Origin of the sequence: Pseudomonas aestiva (assembly GCF_039908605.1) — a bacterium.
GTDB classification, from domain to species: Bacteria; Pseudomonadota; Gammaproteobacteria; order Pseudomonadales; family Pseudomonadaceae; genus Chryseomonas; species Chryseomonas aestiva.
In genome coordinates this window covers 988,203-1,011,441 of record NZ_CP150916.1, presented here as the reverse complement: position 1 = coordinate 1,011,441, position 23,239 = coordinate 988,203, and the positions used below count along the sequence as shown (strand labels likewise).

General features: G+C 61.3%; 19 protein-coding genes, 2 tRNA genes and 3 rRNA genes. 5 read left to right on the top strand and 19 right to left on the bottom strand.

The window, feature by feature from the left end; genetic code table 11:
- Positions 1–44 precede the first annotated feature (44 nt).
- The 15 genes from rrf to rpoE all read right to left on the bottom strand — a co-directional run bounded on the left by rrf (position 45) and on the right by rpoE (position 14,781).
- Positions 45–160: ribosomal RNA gene (gene rrf, locus AABM56_RS04695) — 5S ribosomal RNA — on the bottom strand.
- Positions 161–318: 158 nt separating this feature from the next.
- A 23S ribosomal RNA gene (locus AABM56_RS04690) occupies positions 319–3,211 on the bottom strand.
- A 278-nt stretch (positions 3,212–3,489) separates the two neighbouring features.
- Positions 3,490–3,565, bottom strand: a tRNA-Ala gene (locus tag AABM56_RS04685).
- Between the two features lie 6 nt (positions 3,566–3,571).
- Positions 3,572–3,648 (bottom strand) — tRNA-Ile (locus AABM56_RS04680).
- A gap of 96 nt (positions 3,649–3,744) precedes the next feature.
- Positions 3,745–5,281, bottom strand: a 16S ribosomal RNA gene (locus AABM56_RS04675).
- Together the 16S, 23S and 5S rRNA genes with 2 tRNA genes alongside form the textbook arrangement of a ribosomal RNA operon.
- A gap of 494 nt (positions 5,282–5,775) precedes the next feature.
- Positions 5,776–6,516: a pyridoxine 5'-phosphate synthase gene (gene pdxJ / locus AABM56_RS04670; protein WP_133862945.1), complete on the bottom strand. Its 741-nt coding sequence runs from the start codon at positions 6,514–6,516 to the stop codon at positions 5,776–5,778.
- Positions 6,517–6,519: 3 nt separating this feature from the next.
- Positions 6,520–7,203 (bottom strand): DNA repair protein RecO, encoded by a 684-nt coding sequence (recO, locus tag AABM56_RS04665; protein WP_347883867.1) that lies wholly within the window; start codon positions 7,201–7,203, stop codon positions 6,520–6,522.
- Positions 7,204–7,205: 2 nt separating this feature from the next.
- Entirely contained in the window at positions 7,206–8,111 is a 906-nt protein-coding gene (era, locus tag AABM56_RS04660; protein WP_133862947.1) for a GTPase Era, read from the bottom strand.
- Entirely contained in the window at positions 8,104–8,793 is a 690-nt protein-coding gene (gene rnc, locus AABM56_RS04655) for a ribonuclease III (RefSeq protein WP_133862948.1), read from the bottom strand. Before rnc ends, era begins: the two co-directional genes overlap by 8 nt.
- Positions 8,790–9,185 (bottom strand): DUF4845 domain-containing protein, encoded by a 396-nt coding sequence (locus AABM56_RS04650; RefSeq protein WP_133862949.1) that lies wholly within the window; start codon positions 9,183–9,185, stop codon positions 8,790–8,792. The genes rnc and AABM56_RS04650 overlap by 4 nt, the downstream gene beginning before the upstream one ends.
- Positions 9,182–10,036 carry a signal peptidase I gene (lepB, locus tag AABM56_RS04645; RefSeq protein WP_133862950.1) on the bottom strand — a complete coding sequence of 285 codons (855 nt, stop codon included), beginning with the start codon at positions 10,034–10,036 and terminating at the stop codon, positions 9,182–9,184. Before lepB ends, AABM56_RS04650 begins: the two co-directional genes overlap by 4 nt.
- A 5-nt stretch (positions 10,037–10,041) precedes the next feature.
- Positions 10,042–11,841, bottom strand: a complete 1,800-nt coding sequence (lepA, locus tag AABM56_RS04640; RefSeq protein ID WP_187978494.1) for a translation elongation factor 4 — start codon at positions 11,839–11,841, stop codon at positions 10,042–10,044.
- Positions 11,842–11,988: 147 nt separating this feature from the next.
- Positions 11,989–13,413, bottom strand: coding sequence for a DegQ family serine endoprotease (locus AABM56_RS04635; RefSeq protein ID WP_347883866.1), 1,425 nt, complete (start codon positions 13,411–13,413; stop codon positions 11,989–11,991).
- A 222-nt stretch (positions 13,414–13,635) separates the two neighbouring features.
- Entirely contained in the window at positions 13,636–14,166 is a 531-nt protein-coding gene (locus AABM56_RS04630) for a sigma-E factor negative regulatory protein (RefSeq protein WP_133862953.1), read from the bottom strand.
- 33 nt (positions 14,167–14,199) lie between these two features.
- Complete coding sequence (gene rpoE, locus AABM56_RS04625) at positions 14,200–14,781, bottom strand: RNA polymerase sigma factor RpoE (protein ID WP_026083736.1); 582 nt, start codon at positions 14,779–14,781, stop codon at positions 14,200–14,202.
- A 331-nt stretch (positions 14,782–15,112) separates the two neighbouring features.
- Between rpoE and nadB the strand changes: the two genes are divergently transcribed.
- Positions 15,113–16,735 (top strand): L-aspartate oxidase, encoded by a 1,623-nt coding sequence (gene nadB / locus AABM56_RS04620; protein ID WP_133862954.1) that lies wholly within the window; start codon positions 15,113–15,115, stop codon positions 16,733–16,735.
- Here nadB and AABM56_RS04615 read toward each other — a convergent pair.
- A complete protein-coding gene (locus AABM56_RS04615) occupies positions 16,692–17,144 on the bottom strand; it encodes a protein YgfX (RefSeq protein ID WP_133862955.1) in 453 nt (150 codons plus the stop codon). The two genes, nadB and AABM56_RS04615, sit on opposite strands and share 44 nt — an antisense overlap.
- Positions 17,128–17,385: a succinate dehydrogenase assembly factor 2 gene (locus AABM56_RS04610; protein WP_133862956.1), complete on the bottom strand. Its 258-nt coding sequence runs from the start codon at positions 17,383–17,385 to the stop codon at positions 17,128–17,130. Before AABM56_RS04610 ends, AABM56_RS04615 begins: the two co-directional genes overlap by 17 nt.
- 122 nt (positions 17,386–17,507) lie before the next feature.
- On the opposite strand from AABM56_RS04610, the gene AABM56_RS04605 reads away from it, so the two are divergent.
- Together AABM56_RS04605 and AABM56_RS04600 are read left to right on the top strand one after the other, a co-directional pair.
- Complete coding sequence (locus AABM56_RS04605) at positions 17,508–18,425, top strand: folate-binding protein YgfZ (RefSeq protein WP_133862957.1); 918 nt, start codon at positions 17,508–17,510, stop codon at positions 18,423–18,425.
- 40 nt (positions 18,426–18,465) lie between these two features.
- Positions 18,466–19,296 (top strand): HDOD domain-containing protein, encoded by an 831-nt coding sequence (locus AABM56_RS04600; RefSeq protein WP_166655944.1) that lies wholly within the window; start codon positions 18,466–18,468, stop codon positions 19,294–19,296.
- 56 nt (positions 19,297–19,352) lie between these two features.
- On the opposite strand, the gene AABM56_RS04595 is transcribed toward AABM56_RS04600, so the two are convergent.
- Together AABM56_RS04595 and AABM56_RS04590 are read right to left on the bottom strand one after the other, a co-directional pair.
- A complete protein-coding gene (locus AABM56_RS04595) occupies positions 19,353–20,756 on the bottom strand; it encodes a sensor histidine kinase (protein ID WP_133862958.1) in 1,404 nt (467 codons plus the stop codon).
- Positions 20,749–21,420, bottom strand: coding sequence for a response regulator (locus tag AABM56_RS04590; protein ID WP_133862959.1), 672 nt, complete (start codon positions 21,418–21,420; stop codon positions 20,749–20,751). Before AABM56_RS04590 ends, AABM56_RS04595 begins: the two co-directional genes overlap by 8 nt.
- 330 nt (positions 21,421–21,750) lie before the next feature.
- Between AABM56_RS04590 and AABM56_RS04585 the strand changes: the two genes are divergently transcribed.
- Positions 21,751–22,731, top strand: coding sequence for a tripartite tricarboxylate transporter substrate binding protein (locus AABM56_RS04585; RefSeq protein ID WP_133862960.1), 981 nt, complete (start codon positions 21,751–21,753; stop codon positions 22,729–22,731).
- A gap of 49 nt (positions 22,732–22,780) precedes the next feature.
- Positions 22,781–23,239 (top strand): tripartite tricarboxylate transporter TctB family protein, encoded by a 459-nt coding sequence (locus AABM56_RS04580; RefSeq protein ID WP_017640135.1) that lies wholly within the window; start codon positions 22,781–22,783, stop codon positions 23,237–23,239.

Here is a 23,239-nt window from a genome sequence, read left to right as displayed (position 1 = left end):
CACCCCCGCCAGAGTGAACTGAGCGGGGGTGCTGGGTGTTAGGCGCTTGACGATGACCTACTCTCACATGGGGAAACCCCACACTACCATCGGCGATGCATCGTTTCACTTCTGAGTTCGGGAAGGGATCAGGTGGTTCCAATGCTCTATGTTCGTCAAGCAATTCGGTTGGCTGACCAGGCGATGAGGCTGCCTGGCTGGCCCAATTGGGTCTGTGATCGAAGTAGACAACTCGTCTTGGGTCTTGCGAACCCACGCGCCGGTTTTCGGCGTCGTCTTCCTCACGCTCTGACCACGGTCAGATTGTTTGGGTGTTATATGGTCAAGCCTCACGGGCAATTAGTATCGGTTAGCTCAACGCCTCACAGCGCTTACACACCCGACCTATCAACGTCGTAGTCTTCGACGGCCCTTCAGGAAGCTCAAGGCTCCAGTGAGATCTCATCTTGAGGCAAGTTTCCCGCTTAGATGCTTTCAGCGGTTATCTCTTCCGAACGTAGCTACCCGGCAATGCCACTGGCGTGACAACCGGAACACCAGAGGTTCGTCCACTCCGGTCCTCTCGTACTAGGAGCAGCCCCTCTCAAATCTCAAACGTCCACGGCAGATAGGGACCGAACTGTCTCACGACGTTCTAAACCCAGCTCGCGTACCACTTTAAATGGCGAACAGCCATACCCTTGGGACCGGCTTCAGCCCCAGGATGTGATGAGCCGACATCGAGGTGCCAAACACCGCCGTCGATATGAACTCTTGGGCGGTATCAGCCTGTTATCCCCGGAGTACCTTTTATCCGTTGAGCGATGGCCCTTCCATACAGAACCACCGGATCACTAAGACCTACTTTCGTACCTGCTCGACGTGTCTGTCTCGCAGTCAAGCGCGCTTTTGCCTTTATACTCTACGACCGATTTCCGACCGGTCTGAGCGCACCTTCGTACTCCTCCGTTACTCTTTAGGAGGAGACCGCCCCAGTCAAACTGCCCACCATACACTGTCCTCGATCCGGATAACGGACCAGAGTTAGAACCTCAAGATTGCCAGGGTGGTATTTCAAGGATGGCTCCACGCAGACTGGCGTCCACGCTTCAAAGCCTCCCACCTATCCTACACAAGCAAGCTCAAAGTCCAGTGCAAAGCTACAGTAAAGGTTCACGGGGTCTTTCCGTCTAGCCGCGGATACACTGCATCTTCACAGCGATTTCAATTTCACTGAGTCTCGGGTGGAGACAGCGCCGCCATCGTTACGCCATTCGTGCAGGTCGGAACTTACCCGACAAGGAATTTCGCTACCTTAGGACCGTTATAGTTACGGCCGCCGTTTACCGGGGCTTCGATCAAGAGCTTCGCTTGCGCTAACCCCATCAATTAACCTTCCGGCACCGGGCAGGCGTCACACCCTATACGTCCACTTTCGTGTTTGCAGAGTGCTGTGTTTTTAATAAACAGTCGCAGCGGCCTGGTATCTTCGACCGGCATGAGCTTACGGGGTAAACCCTTCACCCTCACCGGCGCACCTTCTCCCGAAGTTACGGTGCCATTTTGCCTAGTTCCTTCACCCGAGTTCTCTCAAGCGCCTTGGTATTCTCTACCCGACCACCTGTGTCGGTTTGGGGTACGGTTCCTAGTTACCTGAAGCTTAGAGGCTTTTCCTGGAAGCATGGCATCAACCACTTCTCCTTCTAAAAGAAGGATCGTCATCAGCTCTCGGCCTTAACTGTCCGGATTTACCTAAACAGTCAGCCTACCACCTTAAACTTGGACAACCAACGCCAAGCTGGCCTAGCCTTCTCCGTCCCCCCATCGCAGTAACTAGAAGTACGGGAATATTAACCCGTTTCCCATCGACTACGCCTTTCAGCCTCGCCTTAGGGACCGACTCACCCTGCGTCGATTAACGTTGCGCAGGAACCCTTGGTCTTTCGGCGTGCGAGTTTTTCACTCGCATTGTCGTTACTCATGTCAGCATTCGCACTTCTGATACCTCCAGCAAGCTTCTCAACTCACCTTCACAGGCTTACAGAACGCTCCTCTACCGCATCACCAAAGGTGATACCCGTAGCTTCGGTGCCTGGTTTGAGCCCCGTTACATCTTCCGCGCAGGCCGACTCGACTAGTGAGCTATTACGCTTTCTTTAAAGGGTGGCTGCTTCTAAGCCAACCTCCTAGCTGTCTAAGCCTTCCCACATCGTTTACCACTTAACCAGGACTTTGGGACCTTAGCTGACGGTCTGGGTTGTTTCCCTTTTCACGACGGACGTTAGCACCCGCCGTGTGTCTCCCATGCTCGGCACTTCTGGGTATTCGGAGTTTGCATCGGTTTGGTAAGTCGGGATGACCCCCTAGCCGAAACAGTGCTCTACCCCCCAGAGTGATACATGAGGCGCTACCTAAATAGCTTTCGAGGAGAACCAGCTATCTCCGAGCTTGATTAGCCTTTCACTCCGATCCACAAGTCATCCCCTGCCTTTTCAACGGAAGTGGGTTCGGTCCTCCAGTCAGTGTTACCTAACCTTCAACCTGCTCATGGATAGATCGCCCGGTTTCGGGTCTATTCCCAGCGACTAAACGCCCTATTAAGACTCGCTTTCGCTACGCCTCCCCTATTCGGTTAAGCTCGCCACTGAAAATAAGTCGCTGACCCATTATACAAAAGGTACGCAGTCACCTAACAAAGTAGGCTCCCACTGCTTGTACGCATACGGTTTCAGGTTCTATTTCACTCCCCTCTCCGGGGTTCTTTTCGCCTTTCCCTCACGGTACTGGTTCACTATCGGTCAGTCAGGAGTATTTAGCCTTGGAGGATGGTCCCCCCATATTCAGACAGGGTTTCTCGTGCCCCGTCCTACTCGATTTCATTGATAAGAGCGTTTCGCGTACAGGGCTATCACCCACTATGGCCGCCTTTTCCAAAGCGTTCCGCTACTCTCAAATCAACTTAAGGGCTGGTCCCCGTTCGCTCGCCACTACTAAGGGAATCTCGGTTGATTTCTTTTCCTCAGGGTACTTAGATGTTTCAGTTCCCCTGGTTCGCCTCTTAACCCTATGGATTCAGGTTAAGATACCTAGCTTATGCTAGGTGGGTTTCCCCATTCAGAGATCTCCGGGTCACAGGTCATTTGCCACCTCACCGAAGCTTATCGCAGGCTATCACGTCTTTCATCGCCTCTGACTGCCAAGGCATCCACCGTATGCGCTTCTTCACTTGACCATATAACCCCAAGCAATCTCGCTGGCGTCACAAGGACGCTACCGATCTGCAGGCGTTACATGAGTGAAGACGACATTTCGCCGAAAACTTGCGCTTGAGTTCGCAAGATTTTACCTTGACGACACTAACTGCCAGTGAAAACAGTTAATGCAGTCTACTTCTATCACTTTCCCAATTTTTTAAAGAACAGTTCTGATCAAAGACCAGAAGTCAGGATTCGCGTCGGCGAACACTCACTTCTGAGCTTTTCAAGCAATTGCGTTAGCGGTAGGTGGAGATGGTGGAGCCAAGGAGGATCGAACTCCTGACCTCCTGCGTGCAAGGCAGGCGCTCTCCCAGCTGAGCTATGGCCCCATCGATTGGTGGGTCTGGGCAGATTCGAACTGCCGACCTCACCCTTATCAGGGGTGCGCTCTAACCAACTGAGCTACAGACCCAATCGTCTTACCTTGAGTCTAACTAACTCAATTGCTCTTCTATCAGTGAATCAAGCAATTCGTGTGGGTGCTTGCCAGCAAGCTGACATCTTCGATTAAGGAGGTGATCCAGCCGCAGGTTCCCCTACGGCTACCTTGTTACGACTTCACCCCAGTCATGAATCACTCCGTGGTAACCGTCCTCCCGAAGGTTAGACTAGCTACTTCTGGAGCAACCCACTCCCATGGTGTGACGGGCGGTGTGTACAAGGCCCGGGAACGTATTCACCGTGACGTTCTGATTCACGATTACTAGCGATTCCGACTTCACGCAGTCGAGTTGCAGACTGCGATCCGGACTACGATCGGTTTTATGGGATTAGCTCCACCTCGCGGCTTGGCAACCCTTTGTACCGACCATTGTAGCACGTGTGTAGCCCTGGCCGTAAGGGCCATGATGACTTGACGTCATCCCCACCTTCCTCCGGTTTGTCACCGGCAGTCTCCTTAGAGTGCCCACCATAACGTGCTGGTAACTAAGGACAAGGGTTGCGCTCGTTACGGGACTTAACCCAACATCTCACGACACGAGCTGACGACAGCCATGCAGCACCTGTGTCTGAGTTCCCGAAGGCACCAATCCATCTCTGGAAAGTTCTCAGCATGTCAAGGCCAGGTAAGGTTCTTCGCGTTGCTTCGAATTAAACCACATGCTCCACCGCTTGTGCGGGCCCCCGTCAATTCATTTGAGTTTTAACCTTGCGGCCGTACTCCCCAGGCGGTCAACTTAATGCGTTAGCTGCGCCACTAAGATCTCAAGGATCCCAACGGCTAGTTGACATCGTTTACGGCGTGGACTACCAGGGTATCTAATCCTGTTTGCTCCCCACGCTTTCGCACCTCAGTGTCAGTGTTAGTCCAGGTAGTCGCCTTCGCCACTGGTGTTCCTTCCAATATCTACGCATTTCACCGCTACACTGGAAATTCCACTACCCTCTACCACACTCTAGCCAGACAGTTTTGGATGCAGTTCCCAGGTTGAGCCCGGGGATTTCACATCCAACTTATCAAGCCACCTACGCGCGCTTTACGCCCAGTAATTCCGATTAACGCTTGCACCCTTCGTATTACCGCGGCTGCTGGCACGAAGTTAGCCGGTGCTTATTCTGTCGGTAACGTCAAAACTCACAGGTATTCGCTGTAAGCCCTTCCTCCCAACTTAAAGTGCTTTACGACCCGAGGGCCTTCTTCACACACGCGGCATGGCTGGATCAGGCTTTCGCCCATTGTCCAATATTCCCCACTGCTGCCTCCCGTAGGAGTCTGGACCGTGTCTCAGTTCCAGTGTGACTGATCATCCTCTCAGACCAGTTACGGATCGTCGCCTTGGTAGGCCTTTACCCTACCAACTAGCTAATCCGACCTAGGCTCATCTAATAGCGTGAGGTCCGAAGATCCCCCACTTTCTCCCGTAGGACGTATGCGGTATTAGCGTTCCTTTCGAAACGTTGTCCCCCACTACTAGGCAGATTCCTAGGCATTACTCACCCGTCCGCCGCTGAATCGAGGAGCAAGCTCCTCTCATCCGCTCGACTTGCATGTGTTAGGCCTGCCGCCAGCGTTCAATCTGAGCCATGATCAAACTCTTCAGTTAAGTAGACTGATCGGGTTTTGAGAAAACCCTAAACTTGGCTCAGCAATCGCAAAAAACTCATGAATTCACGAGTTACTTGTGTTGCTGATAATCTTGCGACACCAGACTTATCTCACAAGCACCCACACGAATTGCTTGATTCAACTTGTTAAAGAGCAGTTGGTTGCGACCGTGTCGCTAACCGAGGCGCGCATTCTACGCTGTCCTCACATCCTGTCAAGCGTTGATTTGAACTTTTTCGTTTCAACTCAACCACTTGCGCCTGCCTGACCGGTCTAACCAATCTCGGCAGCGGGAGGCGAATCCTACAGCATCCCAAGACGCTGTCAACCCCCTCCGCTTCATCCCGCCATCACCCGGAGGTGAAGACCAGACAGCGAAGAATCCGTGGACCCCTCGCCTGGCTCAGACCTAAGTGCTTGATTTTCAAGCCGCTTCAGCATCTGCGCCGGAAGTGGGGCGCATTATAGGGGAGTTTCGGGGCAGGTCAACAGTTATTTTACGACCGAGTTACAGCGGATCAATTCGGCCATGTCCCTGACCGCCTGCTTGAAGCCGACGAAGACTGCCTGGGCGACGATGGCGTGACCGATGTTCAGCTCGTTGATACCTGGCAGGGCCGCGATCGGCTGAACATTGTGGTAGTGCAGGCCATGGCCGGCATTGACCACCAGCCCGAGGCCGGTGGCGAATTCCACGGCCTTGGCCAGGCGCTGCAGCTCCAGGGTCTGCTCGTGCTGGGTGTCTGCCTCGGCATAGCGACCGGTGTGCAGTTCGATCACCGGGGCGCCGCAGTCCTTGGCCGCCTGAATCTGCTGCAAATCCGGGTCTATAAAGAGGGACACTTCCGAAGCGGGCAGCGCGGCAATGGCAGTGCTGATGCGCTGGACCTGCCCCAAGACATCCAGACCACCTTCGGTGGTCAGCTCTTCCCGGCGCTCGGGCACCAGGCAGACGTGCTCGGGACGGATCTCCTGCGCGAAGGCCAGCATCTCGGGGGTCAGGGCGACTTCGAGATTCATGCGGGTCTGCAGGAGCTCGCGCAGCAGGCGGACATCCCGTTCCTGGATATGGCGACGGTCCTCACGCAGGTGCAGGGTGATGCCATCCGCCCCTGCCTCTTCGGCGTCCAGTGCCGCCTTGACCGGATCCGGATATCTCGTACCCCGGGCCTGGCGCAGGGTGGCGACATGATCGATGTTGACGCCCAACAGAACACGACTGAACTCTTTCATGGCTTATTCACTTGGCTTGGCGAACAATTCGCGACTCATCAGGGGTTTGCTGCCCAGGTGCGGCGCCAGGGCCTGGCGCATCAGGCGCTTGGCAGCGCGGACTACCGTGGGATCGTCCCATTCGCCGCGATCCAGTGCCAGGATTTCCGCGCCGGCCAGACAGCCCGGGCGAACCTCGTCGACGGGCTCGAAGCCCTGATCCGGAATGAAGCGATAGAGACGCCGGGCTTCGATGGCCCGACCATCCAGGGTCTGGGCCAGCGAAAAACCGTAGCCCAGCAGATCAAGCAGACGCCATTCGAAGGTACGCAACAGGGGTTCGACCGGACGGCCCTGGACCAGGGCGGCCAGGGTCAGACCATAGAGTTCGAAGAGGGCGGGATAGGGATCTTCGACGGGTAGCAGCCGGACCAGCAGTTCGTTGAGATAGAAGCCACTGAAAAGGGCCTGTCCCTGAAGCAGAAAGGGCGGCGCCAGGGCCGCCACCTTCTGCAGATTCTTCAACTCCCCTCGCCCGCTGAGCTGGGCTTCGAGCGGAATGAAGGGTCTGGCCAGACTTCCGGAGCGGGAGCGGGCCGCGCGCAATACGGTACGGACCCGGCCAAAGGCGCCGAACACATCCACCAGCGCACTGCTTTCCCGGTAGGGGCGCGAATGCAGGACGAACAGCGGCTCGGACGCCTGCATCGCTAGAGGTCGGAATAACCCAGAGAGCGCAGGGCACGCTCGTCATCGGACCAGCCGCCTTTGACCTTGACCCAGAGGTTGAGCATGACCTTGGCGTCGAACAGGGTTTCCATGTCGTGGCGGGCTTCCTGGCCGATCCGCTTGATGCGCTCGCCGGCCTGGCCGATGAGGATCTTCTTCTGGCCATCACGCTCGACCAGAATCAGGCCGTGGATGTGCAGCACGCCGTTGTCGTACTTGAATTCCTCGATCTCGACCGCGACCTGATAGGGCAACTCCGCCCCCAGCTGGCGCATGATCTTTTCCCGGATCAGCTCGGCCGCGAGAAAGCGGCTGGATCGGTCGGTGATCTGGTCCTCGGGGAAGAAGTGGTCACCTTCCGGCAGACGTTCGGCGACCAGCTCTTCGAGGGCGTCGAGATTGTGGCCATGCTGGGCGGAGATCGGAATGAGCGCGGCTTCCGGCAACTGCTCCTGCAGCCATTGCAGGTGCGGCAGCATGTCGGCCTTGTCTTCCAGGCGATCCATCTTGTTGACGGCGAGCAGCACCGGGCACTTCACGAAGCGCACCCGCTCCAGCACCATCTGGTCTTCGTCGGTCCAGCGGGTGCGATCGACCACGAACACCACGACGTCCACATCGCGCAGGGCGGTGACGGCCGTCTTGTTCATGAAGCGGTTGAGCGCCTTCTGGTTTTCCTTGTGCAGACCGGGGGTATCCACATAGATGGTCTGGACCTCACCCTCGGTCTTGATGCCAAGCATGTTGTGCCGGGTGGTCTGCGGCTTGCGCGAGGTGATGGCCAGCTTCTGCCCCAGGATATGGTTGAGCAGCGTGGACTTGCCAACGTTGGGGCGACCCACGATGGCTACGTAGCCGCAGCGCGATGCCTTCAGCTCATCATTCATGACCATTCTCCACGCCCAGGGCGATCAAGGCCGCCGAGGCCGCTATCTGTTCGGCGATGCGGCGACTGGCGCCCTGCCCCGTCGTCTTTTCGTTGAGCATGGCGATCTCGCATTCGACGAAGAAGACCCGGCAATGGGGCTCTCCTTCGATGGCGACCACCTCGTAGCGCGGCAGGTCGCAGGCGCGCGCCTGGAGAAACTCCTGCAGCCGCGTCTTGGGATCCTTGTTGGTATCCACCGGCGTCAGCTCGCGAAGTTGCGGACCCAGCCAGGCCATGACCCGGTCTTTCGCCGCGTCCATGCCGGCATCCAGATAGATGCCGCCGATCAGGGCTTCCATGGCATCGGCAAGAATGGATTCGCGACGAAAGCCGCCGCTCTTCAGCTCACCGGAACCCAGGCGCAGGTAGTCACCGAGTTCGAAGCTGCGGGCCAGCAGCGCCAGGGTCTCGCCTTTCACCAGCTTGGCCCGCAAGCGGGACAGCTGGCCTTCGCGGGCCTGGGGGAAGTGATCGTAGAGGGCTTCGCCAATGATGAAGTTGAGGATGGCGTCGCCGAGAAATTCCAGGCGTTCGTTGTTGCGACCGGCAAAGCTGCGGTGCGTGAGGGCGAGCAGCATCAGATCCGGGTCCTGGAAGGTATAACCCAGCCGACGCTCGAGGCGATCTAGAGATAAAGTCACGGGAGATTTATACGGAAATCACGATTGAAACGAACGACCAGATCGATGTTGCGGATCAGGTGTTCACGTTTTTCATAGTCGAGGTGGATCTGCAGGTGGTTGCCGTCGGCTTCGACGCGCATAGCCTTTTGCAGATCGAGATCACGGATGTCGTTCACCTGCATACCCTTCCCCACGTAGCTGTAGACGTCGGACACGCTGCGAATCTGGTTATCGGGGTTGTCGCCGATGGATTCGATGACCTTGGTCAGAGCATTGTAGTCCAGGTAATGCGGAACGAGTTTCATGGCCGTGCTGGCCAGGAAGGCGATGACGCAGAGTCCGAGCAGACCACCGAGAAACGACAGACCCTGCTGACGCGACGGGAGACCGGGCACTCTGCGTTCATTCATCTGATGATACCTACGCGAGACAGGGTGGGCATGCTCTGCAGCTTGGGCTCCGGCCAGCTCAGCCAGACGGCGAAGGCCTTGCCGACGATGTTGCGGTCGGGAACCATGCCCAGCAGATCACGGGGAATGTTGGGATCGTCCCAGTAGCGACTGTCGTTGGAGTTGTCGCGGTTGTCACCCATCATGAAGTAGTGACCGGCCGGCACCTTCCACTCGTGGTCGGGCTCCATGCGGTAGCGGGTCATCTCCTCGCGGATCAGGTGTTCGGCCTTGCCCAGTTGTTCCTTGAACAGCTTGACGCTGCCCAGCGAACCCGGCTCGTCGCCTACCAGCTCCTCGCTGACGCGCTGGCCGTTGATGTACAGCTGCTTGTCGCTGGTATAGCGGATGGTATCGCCCGGCACGCCGATCACGCGCTTGATGTAGTTGACGCTGGGATCGCTGGGATAGCGGAACACCATGACGTCGCCACGCTGCGGATCACCGATCGGGATGACCTTGAGATCGATCACCGGCAGGCGGATGCCGTAGGCGAATTTGTTCACCAGGATGAAGTCGCCCACTTCCAGGGTCGGCTTCATGGAGCCCGAAGGAATCTGGAACGGCTCCACCAGGAAGGATCTCAGGATCAGCACGATGGCCAGGACGGGAAAGAAGGACTTCCCGTACTCGACCAGCGCCGGTTCCTTGTTCAACTGCTCCAGGACCACGGGATCAGGCTCGCTGACCTGCTGCCCGTAGGTCTGGATCGCCTTGCGACGACGCGGTGCGAGCACCAGCAGATCGATGAGCGCCAGGGCGCCGCAGACGGCGACCGCGAGAACCAGCAACAGAGGGAAGTTCCAGGACATGGGCTTCAGCTATCCACCTTGAGCACGGCCAGGAAGGCCTCTTGAGGAATCTCTACGCTACCAACCTGCTTCATGCGCTTCTTACCCGCCTTCTGCTTTTCCAGCAGCTTGCGCTTACGGGAGACGTCACCGCCATAGCACTTGGCCAGGACGTTCTTGCGCAACGCCTTGACGGTGGTACGGGCGACGATCTGACCGCCGATGGCTGCCTGGATCGCCACGTCGAACATCTGCCGCGGGATCAGCTCCTTCATCTTCTCGGTCAGGGCGCGACCCTTGTAGTGCGCCTTGTCGCGATGGACGATCAGGGCCAGGGCGTCGACCTTCTCGCCGTTGATGAGGACATCGAGCTTGACCAGGCTGGCCGCCTCGAAGCGATCGAAGCTGTAATCGAGTGACGCATAGCCGCGACTCACCGACTTCAGGCGGTCGAAGAAGTCCAGTACCACCTCGTTCATCGGCAGATCGTAGCTGACCTGCACCTGGCTGCTGAGGAACTGCATGTCGCGCTGGACGCCACGCTTTTCGATGCACAGGGTGATGACGTTGCCCAGGTGCTCCTGGGGTACCAGGATGTTGGCGCGGACGATGGGCTCGCGCATCTCGGCGACGGAGGCCAGGTCCGGCAGTTTCGAGGGGTTGTCGACATAGATGGTGCTGCCATCCTTGAGCACCACCTCGAAGACCACGGTCGGCGCCGTGGTGATGAGGTCGAGATCATATTCGCGCTCCAGGCGCTCCTGGATGATCTCCATGTGCAGCATGCCGAGGAAGCCGATGCGGAAGCCGAAGCCGAGGGCCTCAGAGCTTTCCGGCTCGTATTGCAGGGCCGCGTCGTTGAGGGTGAGCTTCTGCAGCGCTTCGCGGAAGTCCTCGAAGTCGTCGGAGCTGACCGGGAACAGACCGGCGTAGACCTGCGGCTTGACCCGCTGGAAGCCCGGCAGCATGGCCACGTCAGGGGTGGCGCTGAGGGTCAGGGTGTCACCGACCGGAGCACCGAGGATTTCCTTGATGCCGGCGATGATGAAGCCTACTTCACCGGCCTTCAGGTCAGGCATCTCGGTGTGCTTGGGCGAGAAGACACCGACGCTGTCGACCTGGTGCACCTTGCCGGTGGACTTGACCAGGATCTTGTCGCCCTTCTTGACCCGACCGTGCTTGACGCGCACCAGCGAGACGACGCCCAGGTAGTTATCGAACCAGGAGTCGATGATCAGGGCCTGCAGCGGTGCGTCGATCTCGCCTTCCGGCGGCGGAATGACCTTGACCAGTTGTTCGAGCACCTCGGGTACGCCCATGCCGCTCTTGGCACTGCAGGGCACGGCGTCGGTGGCATCGATGCCGATGATGTGCTCGATCTCGGCCTTGACCTTGTCCGGATCGGCCTGGGGCAGATCCATCTTGTTCAACACCGGCATGACCTCGAGGCCCTGCTCGATGGCGGTGTAGCAGTTGGCGACCGACTGGGCTTCCACGCCCTGCCCCGCGTCCACCACCAGCAGCGCGCCTTCGCAGGCGGCCAGCGAGCGGCTGACCTCATAGGTGAAGTCGACGTGGCCAGGGGTATCGATGAAGTTGAGCTGGTAGGTCTTACCATCTTCGGCCTTGTAGTACAGCGTAACGCTGTGGGCCTTGATGGTGATGCCGCGCTCACGCTCGAGGTCCATGGAATCCAGGACCTGGGCCTCCATTTCTCGGTCGCTCAAACCACCACACATCTGGATGAACCGATCCGCAAGCGTCGACTTGCCGTGATCGATGTGGGCGATGATGGAGAAATTGCGGATATGGCTCAGATCACTCACGAATCAGCACTCGAATAGCCAGCGGCGGAACATCCGCCGGGAAAATAGCGGGGGAGTTTACCTGAATGCGGCAAACAAGGGGACTCGCGCCGTTCGAGCGGACAAAAAGAAGGGGCGGTCGCCCGCCCCTGCGCGCCTGCCTTGCCGTTACTTGCCCGGCAGCTTGAAGGTGATGAAGCTGGCGCGACCGTCGCGCACCACGCGCATCGAGATGGAACGACCCGCCGGCAGCGCCGAGGTGATCTTCTCGAAGGCCGGGGCCGATTCGATCGGCTGGTTGTTCAGGTGGGTGATGACATCGCCCGGACGCAGGCCGATGGCCGCAGCGGGACCGTCGCCACTCAACTTGTTGATGACCACACCGCCCTGGATATCCAGGGTCTTCTTCTGCTCGGGCGTCAGATTGGCGACGGCGATGCCCAGGCGATTGCTGGCGCGGTCGGAGCCACGCTCGCCACCGGAAGCGGCCTGGTCATCCTTCGGCATGTCGCCCACGGTAACGCTGAGGTTCTGCCGCTTGCCTTCGCGGATGATCTCCATGTCGGCCTTGGCACCCGGCTTGAGGTTGCCGATCAGGTGCGGCAGGTCGGCGGACTCCTCGATCTTCTGACCATTGACCGAGAGGATGACGTCACCCACCTTGATGCCGCTCTTGGCGGCGGGACCGTCGTCCAGGGTCTGGGCGACCAGGGCACCCGCCGGACGATCCAGGCCGAAGGATTCGGCAAGGTCCTTGTCCACTTCCTGGATGACCACGCCAAGCCAGCCGCGACTGACCCTGCCTTCGGTCTTGAGCTGATTGGCCACGTTCATGGCGACGTCGATCGGGATGGCGAAGGACAGCCCCATGAAGCCCCCGGAGCGGGTGAAGATCTGCGAGTTGATCCCGACCACTTCCCCCTTGAGGTTGAACAGGGGGCCGCCGGAGTTGCCCGGGTTGATGGCTACGTCGGTCTGGATGAAGGGGACGTAGCTTTCATTGGGCAGGCTGCGACCCTTGGCGCTGACAATGCCGGCGGTGACCGAATGATCGAAGCCGAAGGGTGAGCCGATGGCCAGCACCCATTCACCCACCTTGAGCTGGTCGGAGTTGCCCAGCTTGAGGGTAGGCAGGTCCTTGGCGTCGATCTTCAGCAGGGCCACGTCGGTGCGGGGATCCGCGCCGATCAGTTTGGCGGTATGGTCGCTGCGGTCGGACAGGCGCACCAGGATCTCGTCGGCATCGGCGACCACATGATTGTTGGTCAGGATGTAGCCATCGGGCGAGATGATGAAGCCGGAACCCAGCGACTGGGCCTGCTCCTGCTTGCCCCGGGGACTGCGCGGCATCTGCGGAATGCTGCGCTCGAAGAATTCACGGATACCCGGTGGCAGGCCTTCCAGGTCGGGCATGGTCATGGCGCCGGCGCCGCGACCTTCGGGAATTTTCTGCCGGGTGCTGATGTTGACGACCGCGGAAGATGCCGCCTCGACCAGACCGGTGAAATCCGGCAGATCGGCCCGGGCCATGGCCGTCATTCCCATCAGCCAGAGCCCCATCAGGGCAGCCGTGTAATGCTTTAGATTGCGCATGCGCATGCAGCTCCACTCTATCCAATGACTTGAACACATCGCTGGCGACCTGCCTTTCCGGGATCGGAGGCACTGTCAGTGACGACTGGCAGCAGAAATACCACGCCCTTGCTGAACGATAGCTTTCGAAGCTTTTTTGCGACCTGGTCGAAAATCTCCAGGGCAAAAAAAACGGCGCCTGGAGCTGGGCTCCGGGCGCCGTTTCGAGGTGAAGCCAGCGGATCAGCGCTGGGCAGGAGCGTCCTGCTTTTCACCTGCTGCAGGCTGATCAGCCTTGACCTGGGCATTGGCCTTGGTGCTTTCTTCGCTGAAGCTGGCCAATACAGCCGGGCTACGGGCGGGTTGTGGCACGGTCAGCTGGCTCGACGCCTGCTGGGCCAGACCCTGGGTGGAGACGTCGGACTGGTTGTACATCCGCACGCCCGCCAGTACGGCGAAGGTCACGGACGCAGCGACCGCGACACGACCCAGGCTCGACCAACGACCCTTGCTCGCCTGAGCGGCAACAGGTGCTGCTACTGGCGCTGTGGCGACCTCATCACGCTCCAGCGTGGTGGTGACGCCTTTGGCGATATCCAGATTCGGCAGCATGGGCTCACCGCGAATCACGGCGCTGACCATGGCGTAGCGCGACCAGGTGGCGCGCAATTCCGGGTCCTTGCTGACCTCGGCGATGACGCGCCGGGTTTCGAATTCGTCCGCTTCGTTATCCATAACAGCGGACAGGGATTCCAGCAGGGCTTCACGACTCATACGTATTACCTCTCTAAAAGCTGTCGCCGCTGTCTATGCATCACGCAGCAGGGGCTGCAATGCTTTGTCTATCGCTTCCCGAGCCCGGAAAATCCGGGACCGGACCGTTCCCACCGGACATTGCATCACATTGGCAATGTCCTCGTAGCTGAGGCCTTCGAACTCACGAAGAGTCAGCGCGGTGCGCAGATCTTCCGGGAGTTGCTGGATGGTCCGATGCACGGTGGCCTCGATCTCATCCCGCAAAAGGGACCGCTCCGGGGACTCGATATCCTTTAGAGCATGGTCGCCTTCATAAAATTCCGCATCTTCGGCACTGACGTCGCTATCCGGTGGACGACGACCCCGGGCAACCAGATGGTTCTTTGCCGTGTTGATGGCGATACGATAGAGCCAGGTGTAGAAAGCACTATCGCCACGGAAGTTCCCGAGGGCACGATAGGCTTTGATAAAAGCCTCCTGAGCAACGTCCTGGGCTTCCTGGGTATCGTGGACGAAACGCACGATCAGACCGAGAATCTTGTGCTGATACTTGAGCACCAGCAGGTCAAAGGCACGCTTGTCGCCGCGCTGTACGCGCTCGACCAGTTGTTGATCCTGCTCCTGAGTGGGCAGGACTTGCTTGCTATCCTTGGCTTGCAGCTCGGTATCGTCCTTGCCTTCACTATCGACGCGCGCTGCTAGACTGGGCTGTTGCACGAAGTTTCTCCCCTCCACAGCAGTTGATGAGCGAGCACTGAAATGGCTGCTAATCGCTCCTGGGTATCACTGATTTAGCTTTGGCAGATGGCCCATTCTCGTCCAGGCACTCCGGCCGCACGGATGAGCGATTATCTGTACATAGACCCCGTTTGACGCCCGCGAGTTCCCTGCCCCCTTGCCATCGATGGCTATGCCGTCAGCCGCCGTGTTCCTATACTCGCCGTCTCGGTGAGAAGGAAACGTCATGGCGCGTCATCTGGAATTCGATGTCCTGGTAATCGGCAGTGGCGCCGCGGGCCTGACGCTTGCGCTCAATCTGCCCGCGACGCTGTCGATCGCGGTGCTGAGCAAGGGTGAGTTGGCACATGGCTCGACCTACTGGGCGCAAGGGGGTGTCGCCGCCGTGCTGGACGAGGGCGATACCGTCGAGGCGCACGTGCAGGATACCCTAGTCGCGGGCGCCGGACTGTGTGACGAAGCCGCCGTGCGCTTCACCGTCGAGCACAGCCGCGAGGCCATGCAGTGGCTGATCGACCAGGGCGTACCCTTCACCCGCGAGCAGGACGCCGCCAAGGGGGGCCTGGGCTTTCACCTGACCCGGGAAGGCGGCCACAGCCACAGACGCATCATTCACGCCGCCGATGCCACCGGCATGGCGATCTTCGACACCCTGCTGCGGACCGCGGAAGGCCGTCCCAATATCCAGCTGCTCAGCCAGCGCGTGGCGGTGGATCTGATCACCACGGAAAAACTCGGCCGGCCAGGTACGCGCTGCCTGGGCGCCTATGTGCTCGACCGCACCAGCGACCAGGTGGATACCCTGCACGCGCGTTTCACGGTGCTGGCCACCGGTGGCGCCAGCAAGGCCTACCTCTATAGCACCAACCAGGACAGCGCCAGCGGTGACGGCATCGCCATGGCCTGGCGCGCCGGCTGCTCGGTGGCCAATCTGGAATTCAACCAATTCCATCCTACCTGCCTCTATCACCCCCATGCGCGGAGCTTCCTGATCACCGAAGCCCTGCGTGGCGAGGGTGCCGTATTGCGCCTGCCCGATGGCGAGCGCTTCATGCCGCGCTTCGATCCCCGCGCCGACCTGGCACCGCGCGACGTAGTGGCGCGGGCCATCGACCACGAGATGAAGCGCCTGGGCATCGACTGCGTCTTTCTCGACATCAGCCACAAGCCAGCGGATTTTGTGCAGGAGCACTTTCCCACGGTCTATCGCCGCTGCCTGGAACTGGGCATCGACATTACCCGCGATCCGATCCCCGTGGTACCGGCCGCGCACTACACCTGTGGCGGGGTGCGCGTCGATGAGCACGGACGCTCGGATCTCGCCGGCCTCTACGCCATCGGCGAAACCAGCTGTACCGGTCTGCATGGCGCCAATCGCATGGCCAGCAATTCATTGCTGGAGTGCTTCGTCTATGCGCGCTCGGCGGCACTGGACATTCAGGCGCAAGAGGCCGAGATCGCCATGCCGCGCGACCTGCCCGACTGGGATGCCAGCCAGGTGACGGACTCGGACGAGGACGTGGTGATCGCGCACAACTGGGACGAATTGCGGCGCTTCATGTGGGACTATGTCGGCATCGTGCGCACCACCAAGCGACTGGTGCGCGCCCGCCATCGGATTCAGCTGCTGATGGACGAGATCGACGAGTTCTACAGCAATTACCGGGTCAGTCGCGACCTGATCGAATTGCGCAACCTGGCGCAGGTTGCGGAGCTGATCATCGAAAGCGCACTCGCCCGTCAGGAGAGTCGCGGCCTGCACTTCACCCTGGACTATCCGCAGCTCGCCAGCACGGCCCGGGACACTATTCTGGTGCCGCGAACCGACGCGGCGCGAAGCGAAGCCTGACTCTCAGGCGGCGATGGGCGTCCGCGGTGAGGCTGTCGCGGGCGACGCAGAGACTGCGGGTGCGTCTTTCGTCCGGCACCCGATAACGCAGCACCACCAACCGCGCCAGGGCCAGGCTGTCCGGGCGCACCTGGATGGCCTGCCAACCGGTCGCTGGCGACCAGAGCTGCCAACCCTCGGCGCCATGCCGCAGCCGCCGTGGCACGCCCGGGTAGCGCTGCTGGAGCTGGCGCTGGCGCACGCGCTGCCAGGACCAGAGCACCAGCAGCGTCAGCAGGGGCTTGAGCGTCCAGGGAATGGCCGCCAGCCAGGGGCAGATCCCCGCGCCGAAGGCGGCCAGGGCGTGCAGCCGCAGGAGGCCGGTAGAGGCGCTCCAGCGGCATTCGAGGGGCTCAAGCCGGCTGGACACGGTCCAGGATCATGCGCACGATGAGCTGCAGATCGGCGTCTTCCGGTTCGCCACGCTGCATGAACCAGTGGAACATGTCCTGATCCTCGCACTCGAGCAGCTTGCGATAGCGCGCCTGGTCTTCCGCGCCCAGGGAGGAATAGACCTCCTTGACGAAGGGCACCAGCAATACATCCAGTTCCAGCATGCCGCGACGGCTGTGCCAGTACAATCTGTTGAGTTCGGTAGCTTCGGTACTCATGGGGACTCCTGCGACAATCGGCGCAGTATAAGCCCGAAGCGCCCCGCCGCGCAGTGCGCCTGACATTCACCCCGGGCACGCCTATGATGAGCGGCTTCACTCGACACGGAGCTGCTGCCGCAATGGCCGACTCGCCGTATTTCTGCCGCTTGACCCACGAAGGCGTCCTGGCCATCCGCGGGGTCGATGCGACCAAGTTTCTCCAGGGGCAGGTGACCTGCAACCTCAACTATCTCGCTGACGACCAGGCCGGCCTGGGGGGTCGCTGCACGCCCAAGGGGCGCCTGGTGTCCAGCTTCCGCATCGTCAAGCAGGCCGACGGCTATCTGCTGGCGATGGCCGCGGAGCTGGTCGAGCCCTTGCTGACCGATCTGAAGAAGTATGCGGTCTTCTCCAAGTCGACGCTGACCGATGAAAGCAGCCACTGGCAACGCCTGGGGCTCTCTGCCGCCGGTTTCGCCAGCGCCTATCCCGACGTCGTGCTGGGTGACCAGGCCAATGCCGTGGCGCCGCTCGATGGCGGCTTCGCCCTGCGGCTGGAGGATGGCCGGGTCGAGACCTGGCGCGCGGTGGACGCAGCGGCACCGGCCTTGCCGGAGGTCGCGCTCGATGAGTGGCTGCTGGCCCAGGTGCGGGCCGGCGTGGGCCAGGTGTTCGGCGCGACCCGTGAGCTGTTCGTCCCGCAGATGATCAATCTGCAGGCGCTGGATGGCGTGAGCTTTCGCAAGGGCTGCTACACCGGCCAGGAGATCGTCGCGCGCATGCAGTACCTGGGCAAGCTCAAGCGGCGCCTCTATCGGCTCGCCGGCAGCGACCAGCCCCCCGCCGTGGGTACCGAGCTGTTCTCGCCGGTACATGGCAGCAGCGTGGGCGAGGTGGTGCTCGCCGCGTCTAGCGCCGAGGGCTGCGAATTCCTGGCGGTGCTGCAGGGCGATGCCGCCGAGGATGGACGCGTCTCGGTGGGCAGCTCGGGCGGGCCAAACTGCCGTTTACTCGATTTGCCCTACTCACTCGATAGCGATCGTGAAATAAAGCGCTGAAGGTTGGGATCGCCTTTTCCGCTCCTCACACAGGTACGTCATGACTCCTCTTGCCGAAAAAGTTGTCCAGGATCTTCTGCACGCGATAGACACCGATCGCGTGGTGCTGCCCACCCTTCCCGAGGTGGCGCTGAAGGTCAGAGAAGCGGCCGAAGACCCCAACGTGGGTGTCGCCGAGCTGAGCCGGGTGATCGCCATGGACGCCGCCCTGACCGCGCGCCTGATCAAGGTGGTCAACAGCCCGCTGCTGCGCACCAGCAAGGAGATCACCGACCTGCAGATGGCGGTCGGGCGCCTGGGCATCAACTACACGGCGAACCTGGCCACGGGCCTGGCCATGCAGCAGATGTTCCAGGCCACCAGCGACGCCGTGGATCGCAAGATGCGCGAGGTCTGGAGCCAGGGCACCGGGATCGCCGCCATCAGCCATGCGCTGTGCAAGAAGTACACGCGCCTGATGGCCGACCGCGCCCTGCTCGCCGGCCTGGTGCACCAGATCGGCGTGCTGCCGATCCTCACCTATGCCGAAGAACAGGAAGAGCTGCTGGCCAACGCCATCACCCTCGACCAGGTGACGGCGCGCATCCATCCGCAGATCGGCGAACGCATTCTCAAGGTCTGGGACTTCCCGGCCGACATCGCCTGCGTGCCCCGGGAGTATCTGGTGCTGGAACGCCAGCCCGCGGCGGCCGACTATGCCGATATCGTGCAGATCGCTACCCAGCTGCACGCGCAGCGCCAGGGTCAGCAGGAGATCGCGGTGCAGACACTGCCGGCCGGCATCCGCCTGGGGCTGAACAACCAGCCCGATCCAGCCCAGGATCAGTCCTTCTGGGACGCGGTGGAGCAGTCGCGCACCCTACTCGGCTGAGCATCGGGCTTGGCTGAAACGTCGCCTAGCGAAGGTCCGGCACTTTTAGACAAAGCCTAGGCTTCCTCGGCGGGAAATTCGACCCGCACCCGTAGCCCGCCAAGCGCGCCGTCCAGCAACTGGATACGGGCGCGGTGGGCGGCGCAGATCTCTCCGACGATGGCCAATCCCAGACCGGCGCCCCCGGACTGCGGATCCAGGCGCTGAAAGCGCTCGAACACCTTGACCCGCGCATTGGCCGGAATGCCGGGACCGTCATCCTCGACTTCCAGCACCGCCGGCGCCAGCACCCGCACCACGATGTTGCCACCTGGCTGGCTGTGGGCCAGGGCGTTTTCCACCAGGTTGCAGAGCAGCTCGTTGAGCAGCGTCGGCTCACCGATCACCGGCGCCTTGGCGAAGGGCTCGAAGGCCAGGGCGACGCCCTTGGCATGGGTCAGCGGCGCCAGCGCCATGGCCAGCTCCCTGGCCAGTTCGCTGAGCTCCAGCCGTTCGGCGCCACCCTCGGCGATGGCCTGGGCACCGCTCTCGATGCGTGCCAGCGACAGCAGCTGGTTGGCCAGGCGCGCCAGGCGATCGGTGCTCGCGCGGGTCTCTTCCAGGGTGGCGTACCAGGCCTGGGGCTCGCGTTCACGCAGGCCCAGTTCGACTCGCGCCTTGATCGCCGCCAGCGGGGTGCGCAATTCGTGGGCGGCGTTGGCGATGAAGTCGGCCTGGCGCTCGAACAGCCGGCGCAGGCGCAGGGTGAAGCCCTCCAGGGCATGCACCAAGGGCAGCAGTTCCTGGGGCGCCCGCACCTCGGGCAGCGGGCGCAGGTCGTCCACCCCACGCTCTTCCACGGCCTGGCGCAGGCGCTCCATGGGCCGCAGGGCGGCGCCGACCGCCATCCACACCAGCAGGATGGCACCCAGCCCCATCAGCCCGAGGCGGATCAGGGTGTCGGTGAGCAGACTGCGGGCCACCTCCTCGCGAGCTTCGGCGGTCTCAGCGACGCGGATCTCGGCCATGCCGGTGAGATCCGGCTGGCTGACCGGCTGGGCCAGGCTGACCACCCGCACGTCCTTGCCGCGATAGGTGCTGTTGTAGAAGCGCGCCAGGGCCGGATAGTCGCGGGTCAGGGGGGCGCCCGGCGGCGGGGGCGGGATCTCTTCGTAGCCGGAGATCAGCCGGCCACGGGTATCCAGCACCTGGTAGAAGATGCGCCCCACGTTGTCGTAGGCGAAATTGTCCAAGGCGATGTAGGGCACATCGGCGCGCAGGGTGCCGTTGGACGCCGACAGGCCCGCGGCGATGGTCCGGGCCGAAGCCAGCAGCGTCCGGTCATAGGCCACGTCGGCCAGGCGCCGGCCATTAAGATAGGCCGCCAGACTGCTGATCGCCAGGATCACCGCAAGCAGGATGACCATTCGCAGCAGCAGGCGGCCACGCAGGCTGCCCGCTGCCTTCGCCACTTCAGCCATGCTGTTCTTCCAGCAGATAGCCCAGGCCGCGGAAGGTGACGATGCGTACCGCGCCGGCTTCCAGCTTCTTGCGCAGGCGGTGGACATAGATCTCGATGGCCTCGGGACTGGCCTCTTCGTCCAGGCCGAAGACCTGGGCGGCGAGTTGCTCCTTGCTCATGACCCGTCCGGGACGGGCGATCAGCGCAGCCAGCACGGCGTGCTCGCGGGAGGTGAGCGACAGCGCCTCATCGCCCAGGGTGAAGCGCGAGGTATTGAGGTCGTAGATCAGCGGACCGCAGCGCTGCTGGCGATCGCCGCCCAGCACGCTGCGGCGCAGCAGGGCCTTGACCCGGGCTTCCAGCTCGGTGAGTTCGAAGGGCTTGGCCAGATAGTCGTCGGCGCCGAGATTGAGGCCCTGCACCCGGTCCTTGACCTCGCCACGGGCGGTGAGCATCAGCACCGGCAGGCGATCGCCACGCTCGCGCAGGCGCGCCAGCACCTCGAAGCCATCCATGCGCGGCAGGCCGACGTCGAGAATGGCCAGGGCATAGCTTTCACTCTGCAGGGCCAGGTCGGCGGCCACGCCATCGTTGAGCAGGTCGACGTTGAGCCCGGCACTCTTGAGCGCCTGGGCGACGCTTTCGGCCAGAGGCGGATGATCTTCGACCAGTAGGATGCGCACGCTGACAGCTCCTGCCTAAAAGGCCCGAGTTTACCGGATAGTGGCCCCTTGACCCGTTGCCCGCCACGCACATTCGTTGCCTTTCACGACTGAAAGGCTGTTGAAAGCTTGGCGGTCTAGAGTGAAAGGTAGCGGTCCCAGAACCGCATGATGCTTGCCCAAGCGCCACCCCTGGTTGGCCAACAACAATAACAAGCGGAACGACATCCATGCTCGCCCTCGCGCAGCTCCACGTGCTCCCGTGCTACCTCTCCGAACGATCGCCGCCCTGGCGAGCCTGAGCCGTGTCCGCCTGTCAGCTTCTGAAATAACAACAAAAGGAAGACGTCGATGAGCACCACCTTGCGCACCCTGACCCTGACCCTGGCCGCCTCCGTGCTGCTGTCCGCCCAGGCCATGGCCGAACCCAAGCGTCCCGAATGCATCGCCCCAGCCTCGCCGGGTGGTGGCTTCGACCTGACCTGCAAGCTGGCCCAGAGCGGCCTGGTGGAAGCCAAGCTGCTGGACAGGCCCATGCGCGTGACCTACATGCCCGGCGGCGTCGGCGCGGTGGCCTACAACACCGTGGTGGCTCAGCGTCCGGCGGATGGCGACACCATCGTCGCCTTCTCCAGCGGTTCGCTGCTGAACCTGGCCCAGGGCAAGTTCGGTCGCTTCGACGAGAAGGCCGTGCGCTGGCTGGCGGCGGTGGGTGCCAGCTACGGTGCCATCGCGGTCAAGGCCGATTCGCCCTACAAGACCCTGGGTGATCTGGTCGAGGCGCTGAAGAAGGATCCGAGCAAGGTGGTTATAGGTTCCGGCGGCACCGTCGGCAGCCAGGACTGGATGCAGACGGCGCTGATCGCCAAGGCCGCCGGCATCAATCCCAAGGACCTGCGCTACGTGGCCCTGGAAGGTGGCGGCGAGATCGCCACCGCGCTGCTGGGCGGCCACATCCAGGTCGGCAGCACCGACATCTCCGACTCCATGCCCCATGTCGAGGCCGGCAACATGCGCCTCCTGGCGGTCTTCGCCGAGCAGCGTTTCGACGAACCGGCGATGAAGGACATCCCCACCGCACGTGAGCAGGGCTACGACATCGTCTGGCCGGTGGTCCGCGGCTTCTATGTCGGCCCGAAGGTCACCGACGAGCAGTACAACTGGTGGAAAGCCAGCTTCGACAAGCTGCTGGCGTCCGACGACTTCGCCAAGCTGCGTGATCAGCGCGAGCTCTTCCCCTTCGCCATGACCGGTTCCGAACTGGACGCCTATGTGCAGAAGGAAGTCGCGCGCTATCGCGGCATGGCCAAGGAATTCGGCCTGATCCAGTAACAGAGCCCCCGCCCCTGGCGCCCCTCCGGGCGCCTTCGAGGATGTCGACATGATCTTCCAACGCGCCTTCATGGCGGTCTGGCTGGTGGCCGGACTCGTCATGCTGTTCATCGCCCGGGATTACCAGGCGCCCTTCTCCTACGAACCGGTCGGTCCGCGGGCCTATCCGATGCTGATGTTCGGGCTGATGAGCCTGGGCCTCGCCTATCTGATCATCCGCCCCACGCCGATCGGCGATGGCGAAGACCAGAAGCCGCTGGACGCCTCGTCGCTGCGCAAGGTGGTGGCCTGCTGCGTCATCCTGCTGGGCTACGCCCTGACCTTCCAGCCGCTGGGCTTCCCCTTGAGCGCCTTCCTTACCGCCACCTTGTGCGGCCTGCTCTATGGCGGTCGCCTGATGCCCTGTGCCCTGGTCAGCCTGCTGCTCTCGGTTAGTCTCTATGTGCTGTTCGACCGGGTGATGGAAGTCCCCCTACCCCTTGGCGTGCTGGAATTCCTGGAAGGCTGA